Below are 20425 nucleotides of genomic sequence, written 5' to 3' on the forward strand. Positions count from 1 at the left end.
AATGGCGCGAAGCTTCACGAATATGGAGAGAAGCAAGAGAGCTTGGTGTACCGGCATTGTCTTGTTGACGGGGGCATTAGTGCTTATCGTGGTTAGTCTAAATACGGGGACCGTCCGCTTGTCGACCCAGGAGTTGTGGCATACCCTGCTAGGCTCGGGAACTCCGGATAGCAAAATCGTTCTGCTCGAATACCGGCTTCCCCGTATCGCCATCACCGTTCTCGCGGGTATCGGACTCGGTGTGGCCGGATCCGTTCTGCAGGCCGTCTCCCGCAACTCTCTTGCCGATCCGGGAATTGTCGGCCTCCATGCAGGAGCCGCCTTCGGGCTAATCGTATTCGTCTCCTTCTTCCGAACGATGGAGGGACCCTCGTCGCTGCTCATTCCTCTCTTCACCTTCGTCGGGGGAACGGCCATTGCGCTCCTAATCTTCATCTTGGCCTATGACCGCTACAAAGGACTTATGCCTATCCGGCTCATTCTGGTCGGAATTGCAATGGAAGCCGGCTTCAGCGCGGCGACGCTATTCCTGTCGTTGAAGCTTGATCCGGATACGTATGCGTTCGCCGCCCGCTGGCTAGCCGGGAGCGTGTGGGGAAGAGACTGGATTAACGTCGCGGCGCTGCTTCCTTGGATCGTTGTTCTCGTTCCTTATATCTACTCTCGCAGTCGAACGCTGGACATCTTCGCGCTTGGCGACGATATCGCCACCGGCATGGGAAATTCGGTCACACTTAGCCGGATCGGGCTGCTCGCAGCTGCCGTCGCCCTCTCCTGTGCAAGCGTATCGATGGCCGGAGGCATCGGGTTCATCGGTCTGATTGCTCCGCATATTGCGAGAAGACTGGTCGGCCCCATGCACCGTCACAATTTGCCGATATCCGCCCTTATTGGCACGACGATTCTCGTTGCCTCGGATACGATCGGAAGGTCGATTTTCCATCCGAACGCCATACCCGCGGGAATCGTGGTCGCGGGGGTCGGGGCTCCTTTTTTTCTTTACTTGCTATTGAAATCAAAATCTTGACTGACTGCAGGAGGTTCTATTGTTTATGAAAAACAAACCGTTAGTACTGATTATAAGCTTGGCGATTCTGATTGTTCTGTCCGCTTGCGGGCAAACCTCGGGCTCCGAAAAACCGGAGGCATCGCCGACCCCCTCTGCCAGTCCAACTGCCGGAAGCTCTGCGCCGGCGGCCGACGCCGGTTCCTCTTCATCCGCAGCTGCGGATGAAATTCTAAAGAACAACCCCAATGCGAAGATCGCGTCCATCTCGATTCACATTACTAACAATCTTCTTGCGCTCGGCATCACTCCGGTCGGCTCGGTCGTAGGCGGCGACGTCAAGGATTTCCTGCCCCACGTGAAGGATCGGCTAGCCGGGGCTGCCAAGCTCGGCGTCGTGACCGATCCCGATATGGAAGCGATTCTGAGCTTAAAGCCTGATGTTATTTTTATTGATAGCGTGTATTCCGGCAAAGATAGGGCCAAATTCGAACAAATTGCTCCGATAATTGCGATCGACATGGACGCTGGAACTTGGCGCGATCATCTGCAAACCATTGCGGGGCACGTCGGCCACGAGGCTCAAGCCGAGGCCTTCATCAAGAACTACGATGACAAGGCGGCTAAAGTAAGCAAGCTGATTCATTCGGAGCTCGGAGAAGGCGCCAAGGTTATGGCGATCCGATCGACCGCTAAGGAATTGCGAGTGATGGGAATCAAGCGTCCGGTCGGACCGATCATGTTCGACGATCTCGCGCTGAAGCCTGCCAACGGAGTCGAGAAGATCGACAAAGCCTTCGAGGTGATTTCCCAGGAGGTGCTTCCGGATTTCGACGCTGACGCCATCTTCGTCATTATCAGCAAAGGCAACGAAGCAATGAATAACTATACATCATTGGAGAAGAGCGCTCTCTGGTCAAATCTGAAGGCGGTCAAAAACCGTCACGTTTACGTACTGGATGGGCAAACCTGGCTGGACTATTCTTCAATTGGCCAAGACTTCGCTCTTGACGATGCGGAAAGGCTCTTCAAGAAGTAAGCGAGCCGTTACAAAAATAGCGAGCCCCGAATATCCGAGAAAGGCGAGCACGCCGCTCTCGATAGATGCGAACAGCCGCTGGCTGCAACGAAGCGGTTGCGGCTAGCGGCTGTTGTATTTTGCACGGTGCACGAAGACAAGGCCCTTGAACAAAACGATTTTCTCATTTATTTCTTAGCTTGTACAGAATGATTATTTGCCGAGCAACGCTATCCAATCCTTGTCTTCGGCTGTTTCATCCTCGATTTTCTTCGCCATGTCATCGGTCAGAACCGGTTCCTGGAAGCGAATATAGTCGATTGTCGTGTAGTTGTCGGGAGAACCGTTGAGATCGGTCAGCAAGCAGAATCCGACCTGAAGAGTATCCGGGAAATCGTCCCTTCTATTCGCCTCCGCGAACTGCCACGCGCCGCCATCCTCTTTGTACAGTTTCACGATATCGTTACCGATTCGCGCCAGCCTTAGCTCGATCCAGTCGGTATTAACATCCGCGGTCTGGAAGGTGAAGCTGCTTCTAATATTTTTCTTGTAGTCGATAATCCGCGAATCGGCATGCCCTCCCGTGGACAAGTACTCCCAATTCTCATTGCTGTCGGAGTAAGCTTCGCCGGTCTTCTGATTGGGAACACGCGCCATCAAGCCGGTAAGATCGTATGAGCCTTGCGGAATCGGCGTATTCTTGCCAGCAACCTTGACCCGCATCGAAGCTACAAAGTCGCCGGTTACCTGCTTGAACGATAGATGGCCTGTATTTTCCCCATACCATGTGCCTTTGACGGCTTCTATGTACAAATGGCCTTCGCTCGTTTGATTAATATCAAATTTGCCAATGTAAGCGTCATCGGTTTTCACGTCAATTGCTTTCGTCCATTTGGACCAAGACGAGCTTTCGTTGAACTCATCGCTCAGGCTCGTAAGAGCAACTTGATCTGCCTTATCGTCCGAATCCTTGCTGCTGCAGCCCTCTGCGATGAAGATCGTTAGCAAGAGCGTCGATACTTTGGTGAATAACATTTTTCTTGTGAACATGGCGCGTTCCTCCTGGAGTGATGACTGGATTTACCTAAGTAAATCAAAGCGCAATCATTCCATCAAGAACGCACTTTTTGGTTACTGGCCTAGAACGGCGAGCTTTCCAGGCGGCGATTCTGGTCTTCTGCGCTCTCGACCGTCAAGCCCCACGTAAAGAGACTGCTCAAAATCGGCTTCACGGCTTCTCCCCGCTCCGTCAAATAATACTCGACTCTCGGAGGGTTCTCGTCGAATATTTGCCTCCCGATAATACCGTCCTTCTCCAACTCCCGCAGTTGCTGAGTGAGCATCTTCTGCGATACGCCGGGCATCAGACGCTGCAGTTCGTTGAATCTTCTTCTTTGATCCTGCAAGTACCATAGAGCGAGTACCTTCCACTTGCCGCTGAGAACATCGACTGCAAGCTCTACCGGACACTTCACGTAATTCAGAGACATGAGCAAGCAGCCCCCTTCCTAACTATTCACATTCGATAAATTTGGTTATTCTTCCTTCGAGCGACAGCCATCGAGCACCACCTCGCAGAAAAGTTCATGGTACCGATAAAAAACGAGAAAGAAACGTCGGTTTTAGTTTATGAATCTATTTTATATTTAAAGCAGGAATATGGCTAATTCTGGTGAAACCTAACTTAGAAACAAAGATTCGCTGCAGAATAGCCTGTCATAATATGGAGGATAATGAAGTTGGAAAATGTGAGCACAACTAATAAACCATTCAATCAAGTAAAGGCCTGGGGGATCTTGCTCAGCGCGGTGGGATTGCTGCTCCTAGTGTCAATATTGGGATTAGCGGTAGGATGGTATGCTTTTTCTCTGTCGGAATTAGAGACAATATGGAACAGAGATCCGGAAACTACGCATCATGAGATCATAGTTAAAATCCGATTGCCTCTCCTACTCACCACTCTTGTGGGTGGAATGGGTCTGGCAGCAGCTAGCGTCATTCTGCAGCGTGTAATGCGGCACCGATTGGCGGATACAGGAATTATGGGCTTGACGGAAGGAGGCGCGTTCGCTGCATGCCTGGTCGTGCTTTATAAACCCGACGCAGCTTACCCTTGGTACATTGCGGCAATAGGCTTGGGTACGATTGTCCTCGGCGCTTTCAATATTATTTTTGCCCGTAAAGTTCGAGGCGGAAGTCTGGCGGTTCGCAGTATGCTAGTCGGCGCCATCATGATTATGGTCTTATTGGGTTGTGCACGGCTTATTGTCCTATTCACGGATGACCTTTTAAACAATGTCATTCAGGTATACCTAGGCAGCTCTGGCGCTGTCTATGAGAATTGGCTGCTCCCATGCTTTGCTCTAGGTTTGCTTGGTGCGATTGCCGTCATCGCATTCAAACCTTCAACCGACCGTGCGAGAAAAGGCGTGTTATTAGCGTCGGCAGTCGTTGTAATCGTATTGTCCATGGGAGCAGCGGCCGCTTTCGGAGCCATCGCTTTTGTCGGGATGCTGGTTTCCCTGCTCGCCCGGCGTCTCGTCGGCGGGAGTGAAGGGTGGGTGCTGGCGGTTTCCACCGTCTTGGGCGCTATCGTAATGGTAACGCTTAGCATCATTAATCGCACCTTGGCAGCACCGTACGAACTGCCGTTGTATGTTCTTATTTCGATGTTCGGCGCTCCGATTTCGCTGTACCTTTTTTACCGTTCCCTCATGAATCCGCATAAACCGACAGACGGGGAGCACTAGAAGAACTTATGGTTACTATAAAAATGAATCACTCTATGTACCACGCGCGGTAATCGTCCAAGAGCCTTCTTTCCGTCGCTTTCTCAAGCTGGGCAAACTCTTGATTTAATTGCTCGCAAAAGCTCTCGTCCATGCTCAAGCCGAATGATCCGACAGGTTGACGGTTCAAATGTCGAATGCGATATAAGGTTGGAGGGTGCGTATCATCCAGGGAGGCGGGAGCCGATTCTCGTATTTTGTTCAATCGCCGCTCTTCTTTCTCCGGTATGCTCCGCGTGAACTTTCGCACTTCTTCGAACAGTTCGTTCGAATAGCGATAATGCGCCACCTTTTTTAACGTCATGAAGAAAGTCGGGGCAAAATGCATTTTACCAAGCGCGGACACGGCGGCCTCCGTACCGGCAATGCGCGCTGACGTCATATCCGCAAAATACTCGGCGCGCTGGCTTTGCTTCCATACGGATAGTCCCAACAGCAAATAGGCATAGTACACTACGTCAGCCAATCTTTTGCGAATGAAAGCAATGACGTAATGGAAAGGTCCGATTATCTCCAAATAATCCGTCTTGGGAAACAGGAAGCCATACCACAATCCTAACGTTCGCAGAGCCTGACGCACTATAAATCTTCGGGTCAGGTCCGCATTGGCGTGGTGTCCCATCTCATGTGCCAAAACCGAAATTTTCTCTTGCAAATTAAGCACCGAAAACAACGGAATTCCGATGCCCACCACCGATTTACGCCGCATACCGGTTCTTGTAATAAACGCATTAAACTCGCTGTTTGCGACAAGTCTATCCACTTTGGGCGCGTTTAATTGATTCGCTATTTCATCCATAAGCCTGTGCAGTGCAGGATAGTCGCTTCGATGAAGTTTCATGCCATGTATTTTCCTTTTGACTGGCCAGAACAAGACCACGCTAACAGCCAAAATAATAAACCCGAGCATAAACTCTCCAATCGTACGCGACCAAAAAATTTCATGAATCGCCAGACAGACCATACCAATTGAAGCCGCATGTAATAAGAAAGAGAACAAATAAGCCCCTATCGTCCCCAACGTAACCGGATGGGTAGAGACAGCAGCGTTCGATAATTCCTCGTACAGCAAATTGGCAGAACGAGCTCCGAGACGAGACTGCAAACGCCGCATTAAGGTTGGGGATTTGGCGTCGGACTCTGTAGGACTAATATTCCAATCGCATTGCTCGCACCAAGTAACATAACCAGGGATAACCGGCATGGAATGACCGCATGTAGGACAGACTTCGACTTGTTGATTGGACATTGGAGTTCTCCTTGTGATTTTTTGGCAAGCTCAACTAATCCTTTATGAATCCACCCTCGATCACATTAACCCCTTCTATTTTTACAATTTCATTCCATTCGCTTAAATAGATTGCATGAATGCGTTTCGTATAAATTATTAATCATGGAGATGTTGCTTTGCTCCTTTGCTATTTAGCATAATTATACCATTAATATGGGAAACATTGTCGTATCAAGGAGCTTCCCTAAGTCATCTATGCTAAGAAGACGAAAAAGTCCACCCTTATGCAGGGTGGACTTTTTCTTGCAGAATACGTTTTGCATTGGTTAGAGTTCAATGATCTTTGTAGCCATATTGTTGCAAAATTCACTGTCATGCTCCACAAAAAGAATGGTAGGCGCGTATTCAAGCAATAACTCTTCAATCTGCATACGAGAAATAATATCGATAAAATTCAGCGGTTCATCCCAAATTAGCAAATGAGCTTGCTCGCTAAGACTTTTTGCAATCAGCACTTTCTTCTTTTGACCGCCGCTAAAAGCCGAAATATCCTTCTCAAATTGAGCTCTGGAAAAATCGAGTTTTCTTAGAATCGCTTTAAAAAGACTTTCATCGATCCTATTGTTTCTAGCGTAGTCCGTTAAATTGCCCTGTAAGTGTGACGTTTCCTGTGAGACATAAGATATTTTAAGCTGACTTCCCCTTCTGAAAGTGCCCGTATAGGTTAAATTCTCGCCGCAAATAAGCTTGATAATACTTGATTTTCCGGAGCCATTTTTGCCTGAAAGCGCAATTCGCTCGCCTTGCTCAATAGTAAAGCTTACATCTTGGCAAACCCTCTTCTCGCCGTAATAAATCGAGACATTCTCAAGCTCGGCAAGCTGACGCTTATGATATGTGAGCTGCGAGATCTTTAGGTTCTCGGAGGTTTCAATATTTCTAAGGAGCCTAGACCTAGCATCAATGGCCGATTGCTGTCTTTGCTCCATGGCTTTAGAGCGTTTCATCATTTTAGCAGCCTTGTGTCCAACATACCCTTTATCAACCTTGGAACCGGAGTTTCTTGTGCCGTTTTTCGTTTTTTCCACTTCGTCTGACCAGTTGCTCGTTCGTTTCGAGGCATCAGACAAGCGTCTGATGTCTTTTTTTAGCTTTTCGTTCTCGGCCAGCTCAAAGCGATCTTGCCTCTTTTTATTTTCCCACCAATTGGTGAAATTTCCTTTTTGAATTTCTATGTCGGTCTTATTGATGGAAAGGATGTGATCTACACAGTTATCCAAAAACGATCTGTCGTGGGACACCAGAATAAATCCGCTCTTTGTTTGGAGATAATCACTAACAAGCTTTCTTGCATTCAAATCAAGATGGTTGGTCGGTTCATCAATTAACAGAAAACTGTTTTCCCTAAGAAATAGGGCAGCCAGCAGCACTTTCGTCTGTTCTCCGTTGGACAAGGAGTCATAAGGCCGATCTAAAACATCCTCAGATACCTCTAGCAAGGAAAGCTCACGCATGAGCTGCCAGTGAAGATAGTCTGGACAAATGTCGTTGATTACATCAAGAGTATTGCTTTGCTTGTTTTCGACATGGAAAGGAAAATATTCAAAATGAACATTAGCGGCTATTTTTCCGCTGTATTCATATTTGCCAAGCAACAAATTTAGAAATGAGGTCTTGCCTCTGCCATTTCTCCCCGTAAATCCTAATTTCCAATCGGTATCGATCTGAAAGCTTACATTTTCAAAAATATTGTCGTAACTGCCCTCGTGGGCAAACGTTAGGTTGGCAACTTTGATCAATGACATACAATCGTCCTCCCGCCAAATAAATATAAAAAGCTACAAGAAAGTTACATTCTTGTAGCTCAAATAAATATACGGCGAATCCAACCCGCTTCGGGGCCGGACGAGGATATATTCGTTGAGTGAAAAGATAATGTAACTTTCTTGCGTATAAACAATAAAACATGCGAAAAAAAATCGCTTAGGAATGTTTTATTATCCGCAAGAAGAATCACATTATCCCATCAACTCCAATCCTTAATTATCAGTATCATATCATGCCCGTTTAATGATCTCAATAACTAAACAAAAGCCAGCTGGTTATACCTATGAGATGAAATAAGAATAGTGTCTTATTTTAAGACACTACCGCTATTTTGTTTCTATTCACTAAATTTTACTCTTGCTATAGTGAGAAAGTATTTGAGCAAGGTCACTATAGGGGGAATTATTTTGATACACGGAATTAAAAAATTTTTATTAGCAAAAACAACGATTGCTGCGATCGGAGTCGCCATCATTTATCAATTTATTATGATAGGCGTAGTCTTGCCAGGATATTCAGCCATGCCAAAAAACATTGAGAAGCTGCCGATCGCAATTGTTAATGAGGATAATGAACAGGGAAACGAAATAGTTAATCAACTAAAAGAAAAATTACCATTGAAAATCGTGGAGGGTTACTCCCTTATTGAAGCGGAAAACGCTTTAGACAAACGCGAACTATACTTAATTATCCATATACCAGAAGATTTCACAGCAAACTTAACGAAACAGGATAAGCAAGTAACCATTAATTTTCACATTAACGAGGCCAGTCAAGCACTAGTATCAAGCACTGTGAAAATGATTGCTACCGAGATGTCCAGTACATTTGGTGCACAGGTGCAAAAAGATATGATGAAGGGCGTGTTTGCTCAAATGCAGATGCCTGAAGAGCAGGCAAATGCTAAAGCTGAAATGGTCGCAACAAAATTCAACGCGAATGTCATCGAAACCAATGAAGTGCGAGATGGGATGCATAATCGGTTAGCGCCATTATTTTTAAATGTAGCGAATAATGTTAGTGCAATGATGGTATCACTAATCCTAGTAAAGAGTCTTAATCGACTACGTCCGCTTATTGGGAAATGGCAATCCTTTATTGGATTAATAATTGCTGTTGTAATCGTTGCAGTATTGGCTCCTCTTGGAGGGTTGGGAATTTTCTTCTCTATAGAGAATTATGGTGCAGATACATTCTTTACAATGTGGGCTGCTCATTCTCTCATCGTACTTGCTTCAACATTGATTTTCTTAATTAGTACGATGTTGTTTGGTGAAATTGGCATGCTAATCAATATGGGATTTGTATTTACACAAATTGTAAGCGGCACGGGAATATTGCCGCGTGAAATGTTGTATAATATTTTCGATGTTGTCAGAGTTGTATCGCCAATGTACTACGCAGTTCAAGCTGACTTCACCACTTTATTCGGTGGATCGCAGCTTGCCCCGTATCTTTTGGGACTTGTGTTGTTAGCGGCAGGTGGTCTATTCATTACAGCGTGCATTCACGCCTGTATTCCCGAGGATCGTGAACCGCGCCCATCCATTATCTAATGCAAAATGAAAGCAGATAATCTACACTTTGATTATCTGCTTTCGTTTGCATCTATTGAACTTCCCATTAAAGGGTGAGGATAGTTGAATCATGTAACAGAGCGTACACGTGCACATATTTTACAGAGCTTTCAATCCTTATTGGAGGATAAAGGCTTCGAGGACATTTCAATAAAAATGGTTTGTGAGGCTAGTAAGATTCATCGAAGCTCGTTTTATCGTTACTATATAGATAAATATGATTTATTCGAAGACTTATTGCGTTTGATTACAGAAGAATTATACGTGCTCATTGAAGAAGAGAATCAATCTTTTTTTGAAGTGTTTATTGATTATGTGAGCTCCCGTGAAAAAATAGCGAGGCATTTATTTGACAACAATAATGAAACCTTCAATTATTTCGTCAAGCTAGCGAGTAAATTGATGCTGGAGCAGGCTAAAATTCAAAGAAGTCCTTTTACAAAAAAGATTAATGAGGCGAAATTCCCTGAAATTGTTTGTGATTTTTATAGCAGTGGAATTATTCAGATCATAAAAAAATGGCTTGGCCGGCAGTATAGCATGACTAAAGAGGAGTTGAAAAACTTTATTTATGACGAAACAAAAGGGTTTGATTAGACATCAAGTTTACGGGTGCCCATCCATTTCACTATTTCAGGATCGCGATGAGATAAGAACAGGCTCTGTTCCGTATCTAACGCAGCAATCGAATCCATATCCCCTTGGCTTAATTCAAAATCAAAGATATTGAAGTTCTCAATAATTCTTTCTTTACGAACGGACTTTGGAATCACAACGACTTCTCTTTGCGTCAACCAACGTAAAACCACCTGAGCGACGGATTTATTATACCTTTCAGCAATGGATACCAATACCTCATTTTGGAACAGATTATTTTTCCCTTCGGCAAAAGGCGCCCAGGACTCGATCTGAACATTGTTTTCCTTCATGAATTTCGCACTTTCGATTTGCTGGTTGAAAGGGTGCGTTTCAACCTGGTTTACGGCAGGAGTTACTTCATTATGAATAATCAAATCGATCAGTCGATCCGGCTGAAAGTTACTAACGCCAATTGCACGAACCCTTCCCTCACGATACAACTCCTCCATAGCGCGCCAGGAGCCAAATACATCTCCGAATGGCTGATGAATGAGATACAAATCCAAATAATCCAATTGCAATCTGTTCAGTGATTTTTCAAATGCTCTTTTTGTGCGCTCATAACCAGCATCTTGAACCCAGAGTTTTGTAGTTATGAATAATTCCTCTCTCGGCACGCCGCTTCGTTTGATTGCTCTGCCAACGGCTTCTTCATTTAGATAAGAGGCAGCTGTATCAAACAGCCGATAGCCTGCCATAATAGCGTCGTAAACGCTTTGTTCACATTCGTTTTGATCTGAAATTTGAAAAACACCAAAACCGAGTATAGGCATCTCAACACCATTGTTCAAAATTACTTTTTGCATTCGAGAACTTACCCCCTTCTTTTACATCTTTATTATGCACCAAATGATAAAGCGACCGTTACCCCATTTTGGTGGTTCAAGGGGCGAAGGAGGTATTGCTTGCACAGGAGCGCTTTAAATACAGTCCTGCCGATTACCTTGTTGCCTCCGTGCATTTGCCAGTTACCACCCAAGTGACTGAAGCTACTTCAGATGTTCCCTATTTGGGATTCAAACTTGAATTCACACGGAGTGAATCTTTGAGGTTTTGCGTGATTCTGAAATGCGAGTTAAATCGAAAGAAAATGCTAAGCGAGCTATGTTTGTCAGCAAGATGGAGTCGCCTTTGCTGGATGCGGTAATTAGGTTAGTCCGTTTGTTAGACAACTCTAAAGATATCCCTATACTTGCGCCTCTCTTCATGAAGGAAATTTTCTATAGGGTTCTGCAAGGGCAGCATGGGGATGCGCTTGTACAAATTGCAATAGAAGGCAGCTCTGCTCATCAAATCAAAAACGTTATCGAACACATCGTGAATAACTACAATAAGTCTTTTCGAATAGCGCGCCGCCAGTTATTTGCAGAGTCAACAGATGCCGCTGATGTCGCATTTCGGGTAGGCTACGAAAGCCCATCGCAATTCAGCCGTGAATATTCCCGCATGTTTGGTTTTCCGCCTATAGAAGAAATAAAGCGCCTGAAGTCGCAATATGACTAATGGATAGGTATTTAACTCGTTTTCGGCGGCAGAATCATACAGATTATACGGGCTTACCCGTATACTTTTCTAGTTTTGCATAAATTCCTCTTTTACGGGCACGTTTGACGATTAGACCAAAGATACTACGCTGTATCCAGAACGGAATGCCAACGATTAATGTATTTTGCAGCGATAAAACTAAAGCGGTGTGTGCGAGCAATTTGGGATTGCCCTTTGCATCTGTTAAACCATCATCCATTAGTCCGTAGTGAATACGAACCGACTGCTCAAACTGGCTTGGCGGTGTTAAACGAACACGGAATACAACAGGCTCTTCGTCATTATTTGTAAATGTATGCGGCGTTTTAAGCGGAACAGTACGACAGTCTCCCGCTTCTAATAAGTGCTTTATTTTGCCTAATGTTACTGTGAGCTTACCAGAAACCACTTCAAATTCTTCTTCAAAGCGGTCATGAATATGCAGCGGCGGACCCTTGCCATACGGGGGCAGCGCAACTTCAATTAATAAATATTTTCCGTCCGTGTCCTCTGCCGTTTCTATAAACGTAATTTGTTCACCCGTAACTTGATTCGTTACCGTTCGTTCCACACACGTTCACTCCTTGGGGTTAAGTTGTCTAAACCAGACAGTCAAAATTCATGAGAATGGGCGCTCAAATCTAGAGCAGACGAAGTGCTTCAGCTCGGTTTTAACCCTCAATCCTTTCTATTATAGAGAATAAGTAAATTGCCAAGTAGTGCGTTTTTTCGTCATTTTGTCATATGACAATATGGATTTTTATGGGATAAATTGAAAAGGCCACTCGAAGTGAAGTGGCCCAATAATGGTAGACAGGTTATTTTCCCCTCTGCGCAATCCCCGTAACGCCGAGCTGGGCTCCCGCATACAATATCCCACGTTCGAAAATACGGAGGTCTTCCCCATGAGCTTGCCGAATAGGGCACAGCAAGAGCTGACGCCCATCTATCAGTGCGATTCCCATCTCCATCATACGCTGCGGTCCGCCCGAGACCATCTTCATCAGCTGTGCGCTCACCACGCCAACCGTCTAGTCAGGGCCGAGACGATGGACGGCGACGTCTTCGAAGGGCATATCCTTCACAGCGACAGAGGAATCGTATACTTGAGCCTGTCGAATGAGAGCTACGCCCGCGCCTTCTTCCCGCCTCCTCTGAATCCTACTGCCAATTTCGTTCTTCCTCTGGTTCTCTTTAACCTTCTTACCATCTCGCTGCTCTAAGAGCGCAAGGATAGCCGACCATCTAAGGAGTGATACACTTGGCTTTCATGCCACCCTTCGGACCGCAAGGCAGCCCGCAGCCCCCCTCTTCGCCTCCGCCGCAGACGATTCCTCCCAAGCCCCTAACGTCAACGTTTGCCGTTGATCCGGGCGCAATCGCCGGCTGCTTGTTCCGCTATACGTATATTTGGCCGCGCAGCGGACCCGGCTTCTGGTTTTACCCCGTTTTCGTCGGTCGGACGTCGATCTCGGGCTTTCGATGGAACGGCTTCTTCTGGATGTTCTCCGGCCTGGATCTTCAGAGGATCGAATCGTTTTCGTGCTTCTGAATGTCTTTCCAGACGGCAAAGAACCGGGGCTCCCGCCTAGGGGCTCCCCGGTTCTTTGCCGTCTCCGTCTATATCATAAGAAGGAAGAAGGGACCGTTCGCGACTTCGGATGAAAGGGATTAGGTCCCGCTCCTTTGCCCGACGGCATCGCTCCCGGCACGCCGTCAGCTTCGAGCAGCGGACGGATAATGAGCTTCACCGGCCATGCGTCGTTGTCGAACAACACATGGCGCAACAAGCTTCGATCGACCTCGGGAATATCGATGTTCTGCAAAGCTTCTCTTAATTTCGTCTCCGTAACTTCCCACAATAGGTTCACTGGAATACGATAAGCATCCGACAATGCTTCCGTAATCGAAGCCAAGTTGACTTGCGTCCCCAGCGATTGAACGTAGAAAATCAGCTTCTCCAGCGTCTCGTTGTACAAGCTGTTCGAATAACCGGGCCTGATATGATAACCGGGATCCTGAATCCGATGTTTGTCCAAATACGGCTGGTGCAGACGCACGGAATCATGATCGCGGAACAACAGGCCGACGACCTTGTCGTCCTTCAATACGACACAGCAATTTTGACCGTGTATTTCCGGCACGATCCCGACTTTGAACAATCTCATCGTAACATCGTAGAACATGGCGGCCAGATCCGTATAGAAGCGGATGACGTCCTCGCCGGACAGATCTTCTCCCAGAATCTCGGATAGAAAATGAGTCTCTCGCTCCACCACTCCCAATGATGACATCGGGATGATTTTATAACCTTCTTCCATAATTTCACGAGGGTACACCCTTACCTGCGCAGCCAAGTGACGCGGATGATCGTCAAACAGCCCCATCGTTGAAGGCATATACCCCCACCAGTTCTTCTCCTCGCATAAGAAAACTTTGTCGGCCAGCGTCTCATCGCAAGCTACCGCCTGACGAAACATCTTCTCTCCGACAAGCCCGTTCAACAATTTCACGACCGGCAAATATCTGGCGGCGCCTAATGATTTGACGCTAATCGGAAGCTTCAGCATCGTTGTCGATGCGTCGGACGACGTCAAGGAGCGCACCGAAGAAGTCGCCAGGAAATCGCCCGCCATCGAATCCAGCACAATGACGGTTTGCTCTTCGACTTCTTTTTTGAAATCGGGCAAAATGATATTTTCCAGCTGCCACGGATGAACGGGAATAATCGTATATTTGTCTTTTGATATGGCTTTCTCGGCCAGTTCCTTTTCGATGATCGCCCTTTGCCCATCGTTCAGCACATCGAGAGCTTGTATGGCCGCTTCCGGACACCCTTTTACAACCGAATCGTTATCGATCGCCACCCAATGCAAAGCGGTCGTCTTTCCGAACTCCGCCATGTAGTTCTCGTAATCCCGCTCCGTAAAACCGATCTTCGCCTTGGACAACGGATGAAAGGGCCGGTCGCGCAACGAAGAAATCATCTCGCCCTTCACATACCAATCGTAAGCGGATTTCGGCGCGAAAGAGCGGTAAGCCTCCGCTCGCTCCAAGCTCCGATCCAATTGCCGAATGGCGATGTCCAACCCTTCCAGGAAATCCGCTACTCCCGGGTGCGCATAGGCCGTCTCGGACAACGCGCCGCGCAGCACGATTTGACTAAGCTCTCTAGGCGAGCGTGTTTTGGTCCAGTCGCCGTTTACTCTAATATAGATCGGAGAATCGGACACCCACTGATGCCCTTGTCGATAGCTTTCCTGGAGAAGAAAGCAAATATCGCCGACATATAGCCACGCCTGCTCATATTCGGGATAGAGACGTTGCGCCAGATCGGGTGCAGCCGACAGCTTGATTGTCGTCTGATCGTCGATGGCAAAAAAACGTTCTGCAATAAAGGCATCCATCAAATCTTTCATAATTTGCCGTTCGGCGGCTCGGGGCCGGGATTGCGTTATCGCTCTATTCATCCTGATTTCCTTCCGTTATATAGTAAAATTTCGGATGCGGATGACCCAAAAAATCATGATGAGAAATCGTCCAACAGTATGCGCCCGACTTCTCGAACAGAAGCACGTCTCCCACCCGCAAGCTGTCCAGCTCGGCGTCCGTATGGAGACGATCCTTGGGCGTACACAGCTCCCCGACAATCGTCACCTTGGAATCGTGAACGGCAGGCCGTGAAAAAGGATACTCCCATCGGTCTGTCGGCACGACGCGGAACGGATGATTATGCCCCCACGATGCCGGCAGCCGGTTATGATGCGTGCCGCCTCTTACGACGGCAAACAGCTGGTCGTGCGACTGCTTGATATCGACGACTTCAACCGCATAATATCCGTAATCGGCAACGATGAATCTTCCGGGCTCGAAGAAGAGCTGCGTATCCCCCAAAGCTTGCAGCGCCTTGCTCTCCGTCAACAAGGAGGTGAACTTCGGCCAGTCGAACCCCGGCTTGTCGTCGTAAGCAACTCCGAAGCCTCCGCCTGCGTTAATAACCCGAATGTCCAAGTCGTACGCGCGCTTCCACTCCTCCGCTTTCCGCAAATAGAGACGGATCATATCCGCGTGCAGCTCCGCCAGCAAATTGTTGGACAAGGAGTGAAAATGAAAGCCGCTGAAATGAACGAACGGGTTGTCTTCCCCTCTTATAATCGCGACTGCCTCTTCAATGAAAGATTCGTCAATGCCGAACGGACTCGGCCGGCCGCCCATCGTAATTTTCGTTCGGGGCAGCGTGTCGGTTCTTAAGTTAATGCGGAGCAACACTTGCGTATGCTTGTTCCATTTTTTCGCCAGCAAAATAATCTTTCTAAGCTCCAGCAGACTTTCCACGTGAATATACGAGACGTTCTTGCGAATCGCCGTCTCCAGCTCCGCGTCCTTCTTCCCCGGCCCTCCGAATAAGATCGGCACGCTCTCAGAAACCTCTCTTACAAGCGACAGCTCCCCGATCGACGCCACCTCGAAGCCTTTCACGAACGGCAGCAACGCTTCGATAATTCTTTTGTCCGGGTTCGCTTTAATCGCATAGAACAGGCTGGCTTGCTCCGGCATCGTCTTCAGCATATCCCGGACATGCCTCTGAATGGCCGCGAGGTCATACACATAAGCGCATACCGGCTCGTCGCCCCGTTCATGCCATTCGCGAATCCATTGCTCGACTTGAACGCTCATTGTCTTCCCCCCAACACGCCCCGGTAAACTTCTCTTTTTTGGCTGTACGCCCGGAATGCCGTATTTCGATCGTCTCCCAGCACGAAAATATTCGTACCCTTCTTCGCCCACTTGACATGACTGTCCAAATTTCTCGACACGACGGCATAAGGCACGCCGCACCGCTCCGATGCTTCATGCAGCGTCTCCAACGCTTCCTGCACCTTCGGATGCTCGGTATCCCAAGGGACGCCAAGCGATTGCGAGAGGTCCGCCGCCCCCTCCAGAACAAAGTCGATGTGCGGAACGGATAAGATCGATTCGCTCCAGCTCACTCCCTCGACGCTTTCGATCATCGGGACGATCATGAGCTCCTCATTCGCTTCCGCAATATAATCGGTCAACGAATATTTGGCGAAGGCACCGGGACGACCGCTGTTCAGGCTCCTCATGCCGATCGGATGGTAATAAGCGCAACGAACGGCTTCCTCGACTTGCTCCTTGCTCTCCACGTGAGGGATGACGATCCCTTGCGCTCCGCTATCCAGCACCTTCAATATTTCGTTTCGGTCTACCTTGGATATTCTCACCAGGGGCGTAATGTCCATCAGCTCCGCAGCGCGAATCATCTCCTCAATCGTTTCCATATTCGTCGACGCATGCTCGCAATCGATAATGACGAAGTCGAATTCCGCATAGCCGATCAGCTCGATCACAATCGGATGAGGGATGGAGACGAACAGTCCGAACACAGGCTCGCCGCCGCGTATTTTTTCCTTCAGCTTATTTTTTCTCATACGAGGACATCCTTCGCCAGCAGCAATGGATTGTTCGCTTTGCGGAAGTACAATTCGCCGTCGCCGTAGATGCGCCGCTTCGTCATTTCTTCAATTAAGGAATCCTCGGAGAACAGGTCGAACATCTCGAACCGCTCCTTGTATTCCGGATGCTCGTTCTGGTAGCTCACAATCGTGTCGGTGCATTTTCGCCAAAAATCAGCCTCGCTCAGACCGAATTTCTCAAGCGTCCAGCAAATGTCCGACATGCAGATGAAGAAGAAGGCGTCGAACGTATAATCTCGGACCTCGGATACCGATTCCGTCTGAATGAACGAATAGCGGTTGAATTTCCGGTGCGTCTCCGGCTCTGGGTTGAGCTTCGGCGCCCACTCGGGGTGCAGCAGCTTATCCGGCGTATAGCGAACGCCATCGTGCAAGTCTTTAATAATAATCCTTGTCGGAAAATCTTCCTCCACGACCAGGATGATGTTCTGGGCATGGGACTCCAACGCAATTCCATGAGCGTACAGCAAATGGATGATCGGCAGCGTCACCGTTCGAATGAGCGCATCGCTCCACTTTTCGATCCCGTGCCGGTCAATCGCCTCTTGAATGAACGACTCCCCGTTCTTCTGCGTCAGCAGCAGCGCATTCAGCGGCCACGCTTGCTCCCGCTCCTCCAAATAGGTCGACACGTTCTCCCTGTAGATGGCGCCAAGCGTTCCGTAAGCCGAACGGTATGGAATGGACGGCAGCGCATCGTATCGGAAGGAAATGCCCATCATTTCTCTTAAAATTTCGAACCGTTCTTTGGCCAACAATGGATCGTTCCGAACGATTTTGTTCAGCCAGTCGCTTATGAGCGGGGCATTCTGCGTCGTATGATGCGCCAGAATACGGCTCGTCGACGTATTCGTTATGCTCAGCGCCAGCTTAATATAGGCAGCCTCGGCATTGTCGCGGCGAGCCAGCGTCCGGATCGACTGCTGCGCCCGATAAGGGCTGTTCGACGCACCAAGAGGCACGATATCCTTGTCCGCCAATTGTTGAACGAAGACGGATGGAAGAAGGCGCTCCGCCTGCCAAGGATGCACGGGCACGAACACATACTTTTTGTCGCCGCTGCCTTTCTCTTGAACGATCCGATTGAATTTGCGCGTATCCTCATCCGTAAGGTGCTGCTTGTAGATGTCGTCAAACGAGTTTTCGCCGGAGATCGAGACGTCGACCAACCGCTCATCCACCGCAACCCAGTGCAAGGAAACCTCTTGATCGAATTCAGGGCCATACGCATAGTTATCCGCCAAGGAAAAACCGATTCTCGATTTGTAGCTGGGATGATAAGGATGCCCATCCGTCATATGGCTTTCCAAAGCTTCATAATGCCGATCTTGCTCCGGGATCCGATCCGGCTGGAACTCTCTCGACTGGCGGTCCTTCGCCAACGTTTCCAGCAATTCATGGATGAAAGAAGCCGTCAACGCCCCATCCAATCGATTCTGAATGACCTCTTCGAGGAAAAGGTAGAGATCGGAGCATTCCCGCTCTTCTCTTCGAATAGAGTTCTTGACGATTTTCACTCTGCCGAAAGACCGCTTCTCATCGGCTTCGCACGAATAATGGATGAGGACTCCCTCTGCCGTCTTCCCGGAGAACGACCACTTTCTCTCCTTTTTCACAACGTCGACGATTCCTTCGAAAATAAGGGCTTCCATCGTCTGACGCATAATTCTCTCTGTTACTTCCTCGAAAGCGGTCCTCTTTACTTTAGACAAGCTGCTTGCTTGCTCCACTAATTTCACTCCCTATGTTCTTCATGATATTGTTCACCGGAACGTAAGACGGCGCCTCGCTGTTGCCCGCCAGGCAGCTCATCAAATTCTTCTTCGCATAAAAAGCGTCAGCCGTCAGCAAGTGCCGCACATATTCGTTCCCGCTTTTCTCATATTCCTGCACGAGTACGTCCCGCACGATTTCCCAAAAATGCTCTTCTTCTACCCGCGCGTCTCTAGCCATGGCATGAATGAAAGAGCCTAAGTGATTCACTACAAAATAGTAGGATGTACGCGCCCAAGCCGCTTCTTTGGAATAAAAAAGAGGTCCGGCCGTATCCGCAGCCTCTTCAGCCTTTTCCCTATTTACGCTTACCCCTTCCAAATCCCGAATAATGAAGGTGTGGGGCATCCCGTTCTTGACGGTTAATAAGGCGTTCTGCAAATGCGCCTCAAAATGAATGCCTTTCTCTTCCGCTATGCGAACGATAGGCAGCAGGGATATGGCCAAATATTGCCGGAACCATCGATCGACATGACGACGATCCATCAACGAGAATAAGCGGGACGGCGCTCCCCTCACGGGAGCCTCCACCAGACTGGACAGCACGTAGGTCGACGTCGTATCGAACGCGATCGGACGGTAGGCAATCGTAAACAATTTCGTCGTCTCGTCATCGTCAAAATGGCAGGTGCAAACGCCTTCCTCATAGGCGATTTGGGTATTTGGCTCCTTCGCGAAGCAGTCCCGCCGCTTCAGATAGCCGGCCGCGTCCAACGTTCTTCGCATCTGTTCCTTGTTATTGTTTCTCGTCATATTGGTGATCTGAATATTCAGCGACAGCTTGATGTTGCATTTCATATCTGGAATGAACACCGTACGCACCGAAGACGTCGGGTAGGCTAACGGGCCGCAGCTTCCAAGAAGAACGATTTTCCGTTCCCGAATGTAGTCCTTTACGATGCCGATCGTCTGGACATGTTCATATTGCCAAGGATGGATGGGCAAAATTTCGTATCCTTCACTTTGCTCCTGGAGCGCCTGGCGAGCATGCGTCTTCACGCTTTCGTGCAATTCGATTCGTCTTTGCTCCGATACCCACTCTTCCCGAAAGATGTCTTTCCTCACAGCCGCATAGCAAAGCCGGAAGGAAGCATGGAGCTCCGGACAAAACGTTCTCACGTCGTCCTCGGAGAAGCCCATCGTATTTTTCGGAAACGGATGGAACGGGTGGCCGCATAGCAACGATTGCTCGGACGACAGATAGTCCCGTACCCGGGAGTGAGCGGAATGCTCTAAAAACAGGGCCAAGTTCCGATAGCTGTTCGCTATTTTATTCGAAAAATCTTCCTCCTTTTCGGTCGTAATGAACGAATGCTGCCGCAGCTCTTTCACGATCCATTGAACCAGATGCGCGTAATAAAGCTCCTGCCCGTTATTCACGCGATAATGGTCGTATTCATGCTCGCCAATCGCCGAGTAGAAGGAAAGCTTGCCTGAAAGGGCAATGTCGCTCGCCGGAAAGCTAATCGTATAAGTCTTTTCCTGAGGATTCACGACAAAGACGTTCGTATTTTCATGACAGAACTCCCTGATATAGCAGTTT

Annotated in this window: 18 protein-coding genes and 1 pseudogene; 8 read left to right on the forward strand and 11 right to left on the reverse strand. The window is 48.2% G+C overall.

Features of this window, described 5'->3' with window-relative positions:
- Position 1: 1 nt before the first annotated feature.
- Positions 2–1027, forward strand: coding sequence for a FecCD family ABC transporter permease (locus D3H35_RS22495; protein ID WP_378125379.1), 1026 nt, complete (start codon positions 2–4; stop codon positions 1025–1027).
- A 25-nt stretch (positions 1028–1052) separates the two neighbouring features.
- On the forward strand, positions 1053–2045 hold the full coding sequence (locus tag D3H35_RS22500; RefSeq protein WP_119151431.1) for an ABC transporter substrate-binding protein: 993 nt from the start codon (positions 1053–1055) through the stop codon (positions 2043–2045).
- Between the two features lie 192 nt (positions 2046–2237).
- On the opposite strand, the gene D3H35_RS22505 is transcribed toward D3H35_RS22500, so the two are convergent.
- Together D3H35_RS22505 and D3H35_RS22510 are read right to left on the reverse strand one after the other, a co-directional pair.
- On the reverse strand, positions 2238–3074 hold the full coding sequence (locus tag D3H35_RS22505) for a DUF1349 domain-containing protein (protein ID WP_119151432.1): 837 nt from the start codon (positions 3072–3074) through the stop codon (positions 2238–2240).
- 89 nt (positions 3075–3163) lie between these two features.
- Positions 3164–3514: a winged helix-turn-helix transcriptional regulator gene (locus D3H35_RS22510; protein WP_119151433.1), complete on the reverse strand. Its 351-nt coding sequence runs from the start codon at positions 3512–3514 to the stop codon at positions 3164–3166.
- A gap of 258 nt (positions 3515–3772) precedes the next feature.
- Here D3H35_RS22510 and D3H35_RS22515 point away from each other — a divergent pair, with 258 nt between their 5' ends.
- Positions 3773–4774 carry an iron chelate uptake ABC transporter family permease subunit gene (locus D3H35_RS22515; RefSeq protein ID WP_233568146.1) on the forward strand — a complete coding sequence of 334 codons (1002 nt, stop codon included), beginning with the start codon at positions 3773–3775 and terminating at the stop codon, positions 4772–4774.
- A 28-nt stretch (positions 4775–4802) separates the two neighbouring features.
- On the opposite strand, the gene D3H35_RS22520 is transcribed toward D3H35_RS22515, so the two are convergent.
- Both D3H35_RS22520 and D3H35_RS22525 read right to left on the reverse strand, forming a co-directional pair.
- Positions 4803–5654 carry a M48 family metallopeptidase gene (locus D3H35_RS22520; protein ID WP_158594228.1) on the reverse strand — a complete coding sequence of 284 codons (852 nt, stop codon included), beginning with the start codon at positions 5652–5654 and terminating at the stop codon, positions 4803–4805.
- A 716-nt stretch (positions 5655–6370) separates the two neighbouring features.
- On the reverse strand, positions 6371–7849 hold the full coding sequence (locus D3H35_RS22525) for an Lsa family ABC-F type ribosomal protection protein (protein WP_119151436.1): 1479 nt from the start codon (positions 7847–7849) through the stop codon (positions 6371–6373).
- A gap of 429 nt (positions 7850–8278) precedes the next feature.
- Here D3H35_RS22525 and D3H35_RS22530 point away from each other — a divergent pair, with 429 nt between their 5' ends.
- Both D3H35_RS22530 and D3H35_RS22535 read left to right on the forward strand, forming a co-directional pair.
- Positions 8279–9427 carry a YhgE/Pip domain-containing protein gene (locus D3H35_RS22530; protein ID WP_119151437.1) on the forward strand — a complete coding sequence of 383 codons (1149 nt, stop codon included), beginning with the start codon at positions 8279–8281 and terminating at the stop codon, positions 9425–9427.
- Positions 9428–9511: 84 nt separating this feature from the next.
- Complete coding sequence (locus D3H35_RS22535; RefSeq protein ID WP_119151438.1) at positions 9512–10045, forward strand: TetR/AcrR family transcriptional regulator; 534 nt, start codon at positions 9512–9514, stop codon at positions 10043–10045.
- Here the strand turns inward: D3H35_RS22535 and D3H35_RS22540 are convergent.
- Positions 10042–10893: an aldo/keto reductase gene (locus D3H35_RS22540; RefSeq protein WP_119151439.1), complete on the reverse strand. Its 852-nt coding sequence runs from the start codon at positions 10891–10893 to the stop codon at positions 10042–10044. The two genes, D3H35_RS22535 and D3H35_RS22540, sit on opposite strands and share 4 nt — an antisense overlap.
- Before the next feature lie 68 nt (positions 10894–10961).
- Between D3H35_RS22540 and D3H35_RS33665 the strand changes: the two are divergent.
- Positions 10962–11590, forward strand: a pseudogene (locus tag D3H35_RS33665) (AraC family transcriptional regulator); the annotation flags it as partial.
- A gap of 43 nt (positions 11591–11633) precedes the next feature.
- Here the strand turns inward: D3H35_RS33665 and D3H35_RS22550 are convergent.
- Complete coding sequence (locus D3H35_RS22550; protein ID WP_119151440.1) at positions 11634–12182, reverse strand: cupin domain-containing protein; 549 nt, start codon at positions 12180–12182, stop codon at positions 11634–11636.
- 334 nt (positions 12183–12516) lie between these two features.
- Here D3H35_RS22550 and D3H35_RS22555 point away from each other — a divergent pair, with 334 nt between their 5' ends.
- On the forward strand, positions 12517–12834 hold the full coding sequence (locus D3H35_RS22555) for a hypothetical protein (protein WP_119151441.1): 318 nt from the start codon (positions 12517–12519) through the stop codon (positions 12832–12834).
- A 47-nt stretch (positions 12835–12881) separates the two neighbouring features.
- Positions 12882–13163, forward strand: coding sequence for a transporter (locus D3H35_RS22560; RefSeq protein ID WP_233568148.1), 282 nt, complete (start codon positions 12882–12884; stop codon positions 13161–13163).
- Between the two features lie 73 nt (positions 13164–13236).
- Here D3H35_RS22560 and D3H35_RS22565 read toward each other — a convergent pair whose 3' ends face one another.
- From D3H35_RS22565 to D3H35_RS22585, 5 genes are read right to left on the reverse strand one after another with little or no spacing between them, the layout of a single operon-like run.
- Positions 13237–15081: an IucA/IucC family protein gene (locus D3H35_RS22565; protein ID WP_119151443.1), complete on the reverse strand. Its 1845-nt coding sequence runs from the start codon at positions 15079–15081 to the stop codon at positions 13237–13239.
- On the reverse strand, positions 15074–16288 hold the full coding sequence (locus D3H35_RS22570) for a type III PLP-dependent enzyme (RefSeq protein WP_119151444.1): 1215 nt from the start codon (positions 16286–16288) through the stop codon (positions 15074–15076). The genes D3H35_RS22565 and D3H35_RS22570 overlap by 8 nt, the downstream gene beginning before the upstream one ends.
- A complete protein-coding gene (locus tag D3H35_RS22575; RefSeq protein ID WP_119151445.1) occupies positions 16285–17064 on the reverse strand; it encodes an HpcH/HpaI aldolase family protein in 780 nt (259 codons plus the stop codon). Before D3H35_RS22575 ends, D3H35_RS22570 begins: the two co-directional genes overlap by 4 nt.
- Positions 17061–18839: an IucA/IucC family protein gene (locus D3H35_RS22580; protein WP_233568096.1), complete on the reverse strand. Its 1779-nt coding sequence runs from the start codon at positions 18837–18839 to the stop codon at positions 17061–17063. Before D3H35_RS22580 ends, D3H35_RS22575 begins: the two co-directional genes overlap by 4 nt.
- Complete coding sequence (locus D3H35_RS22585) at positions 18814–20376, reverse strand: IucA/IucC family protein (protein ID WP_233568097.1); 1563 nt, start codon at positions 20374–20376, stop codon at positions 18814–18816. The genes D3H35_RS22580 and D3H35_RS22585 overlap by 26 nt, the downstream gene beginning before the upstream one ends.
- Positions 20377–20425 lie beyond the last annotated feature (49 nt).

Origin of the sequence: Cohnella faecalis (assembly GCF_003570905.1) — a bacterium.
Classification (GTDB): domain Bacteria; phylum Bacillota; class Bacilli; order Paenibacillales; family Paenibacillaceae; genus Cohnella; species Cohnella faecalis.

Excerpts from the sequence above, each read along its gene's own strand:
- D3H35_RS22495 (WP_378125379.1), top strand. The coding sequence starts at position 2 with ATGGCGCGAAGCTTCACGAATATGGAGAGAAGCAAGAGAGCTTGGTGT.
- D3H35_RS22500 (WP_119151431.1), top strand. The coding sequence starts at position 1,053 with ATGAAAAACAAACCGTTAGTACTGATTATAAGCTTGGCGATTCTGATT.
- D3H35_RS22505 (WP_119151432.1), bottom strand. The coding sequence starts at position 3,074 with ATGTTCACAAGAAAAATGTTATTCACCAAAGTATCGACGCTCTTGCTA.
- D3H35_RS22510 (WP_119151433.1), bottom strand. The coding sequence starts at position 3,514 with ATGTCTCTGAATTACGTGAAGTGTCCGGTAGAGCTTGCAGTCGATGTT.
- D3H35_RS22520 (WP_158594228.1), bottom strand. The coding sequence starts at position 5,654 with ATGAAACTTCATCGAAGCGACTATCCTGCACTGCACAGGCTTATGGAT.
- D3H35_RS22525 (WP_119151436.1), bottom strand. The coding sequence starts at position 7,849 with ATGTCATTGATCAAAGTTGCCAACCTAACGTTTGCCCACGAGGGCAGT.
- D3H35_RS22540 (WP_119151439.1), bottom strand. The coding sequence starts at position 10,893 with ATGCAAAAAGTAATTTTGAACAATGGTGTTGAGATGCCTATACTCGGT.
- D3H35_RS22555 (WP_119151441.1), top strand. The coding sequence starts at position 12,517 with ATGAGCTTGCCGAATAGGGCACAGCAAGAGCTGACGCCCATCTATCAG.
- D3H35_RS22560 (WP_233568148.1), top strand. The coding sequence starts at position 12,882 with ATGCCACCCTTCGGACCGCAAGGCAGCCCGCAGCCCCCCTCTTCGCCT.
- D3H35_RS22565 (WP_119151443.1), bottom strand. The coding sequence starts at position 15,081 with ATGAATAGAGCGATAACGCAATCCCGGCCCCGAGCCGCCGAACGGCAA.
- D3H35_RS22570 (WP_119151444.1), bottom strand. The coding sequence starts at position 16,288 with ATGAGCGTTCAAGTCGAGCAATGGATTCGCGAATGGCATGAACGGGGC.
- D3H35_RS22575 (WP_119151445.1), bottom strand. The coding sequence starts at position 17,064 with ATGAGAAAAAATAAGCTGAAGGAAAAAATACGCGGCGGCGAGCCTGTG.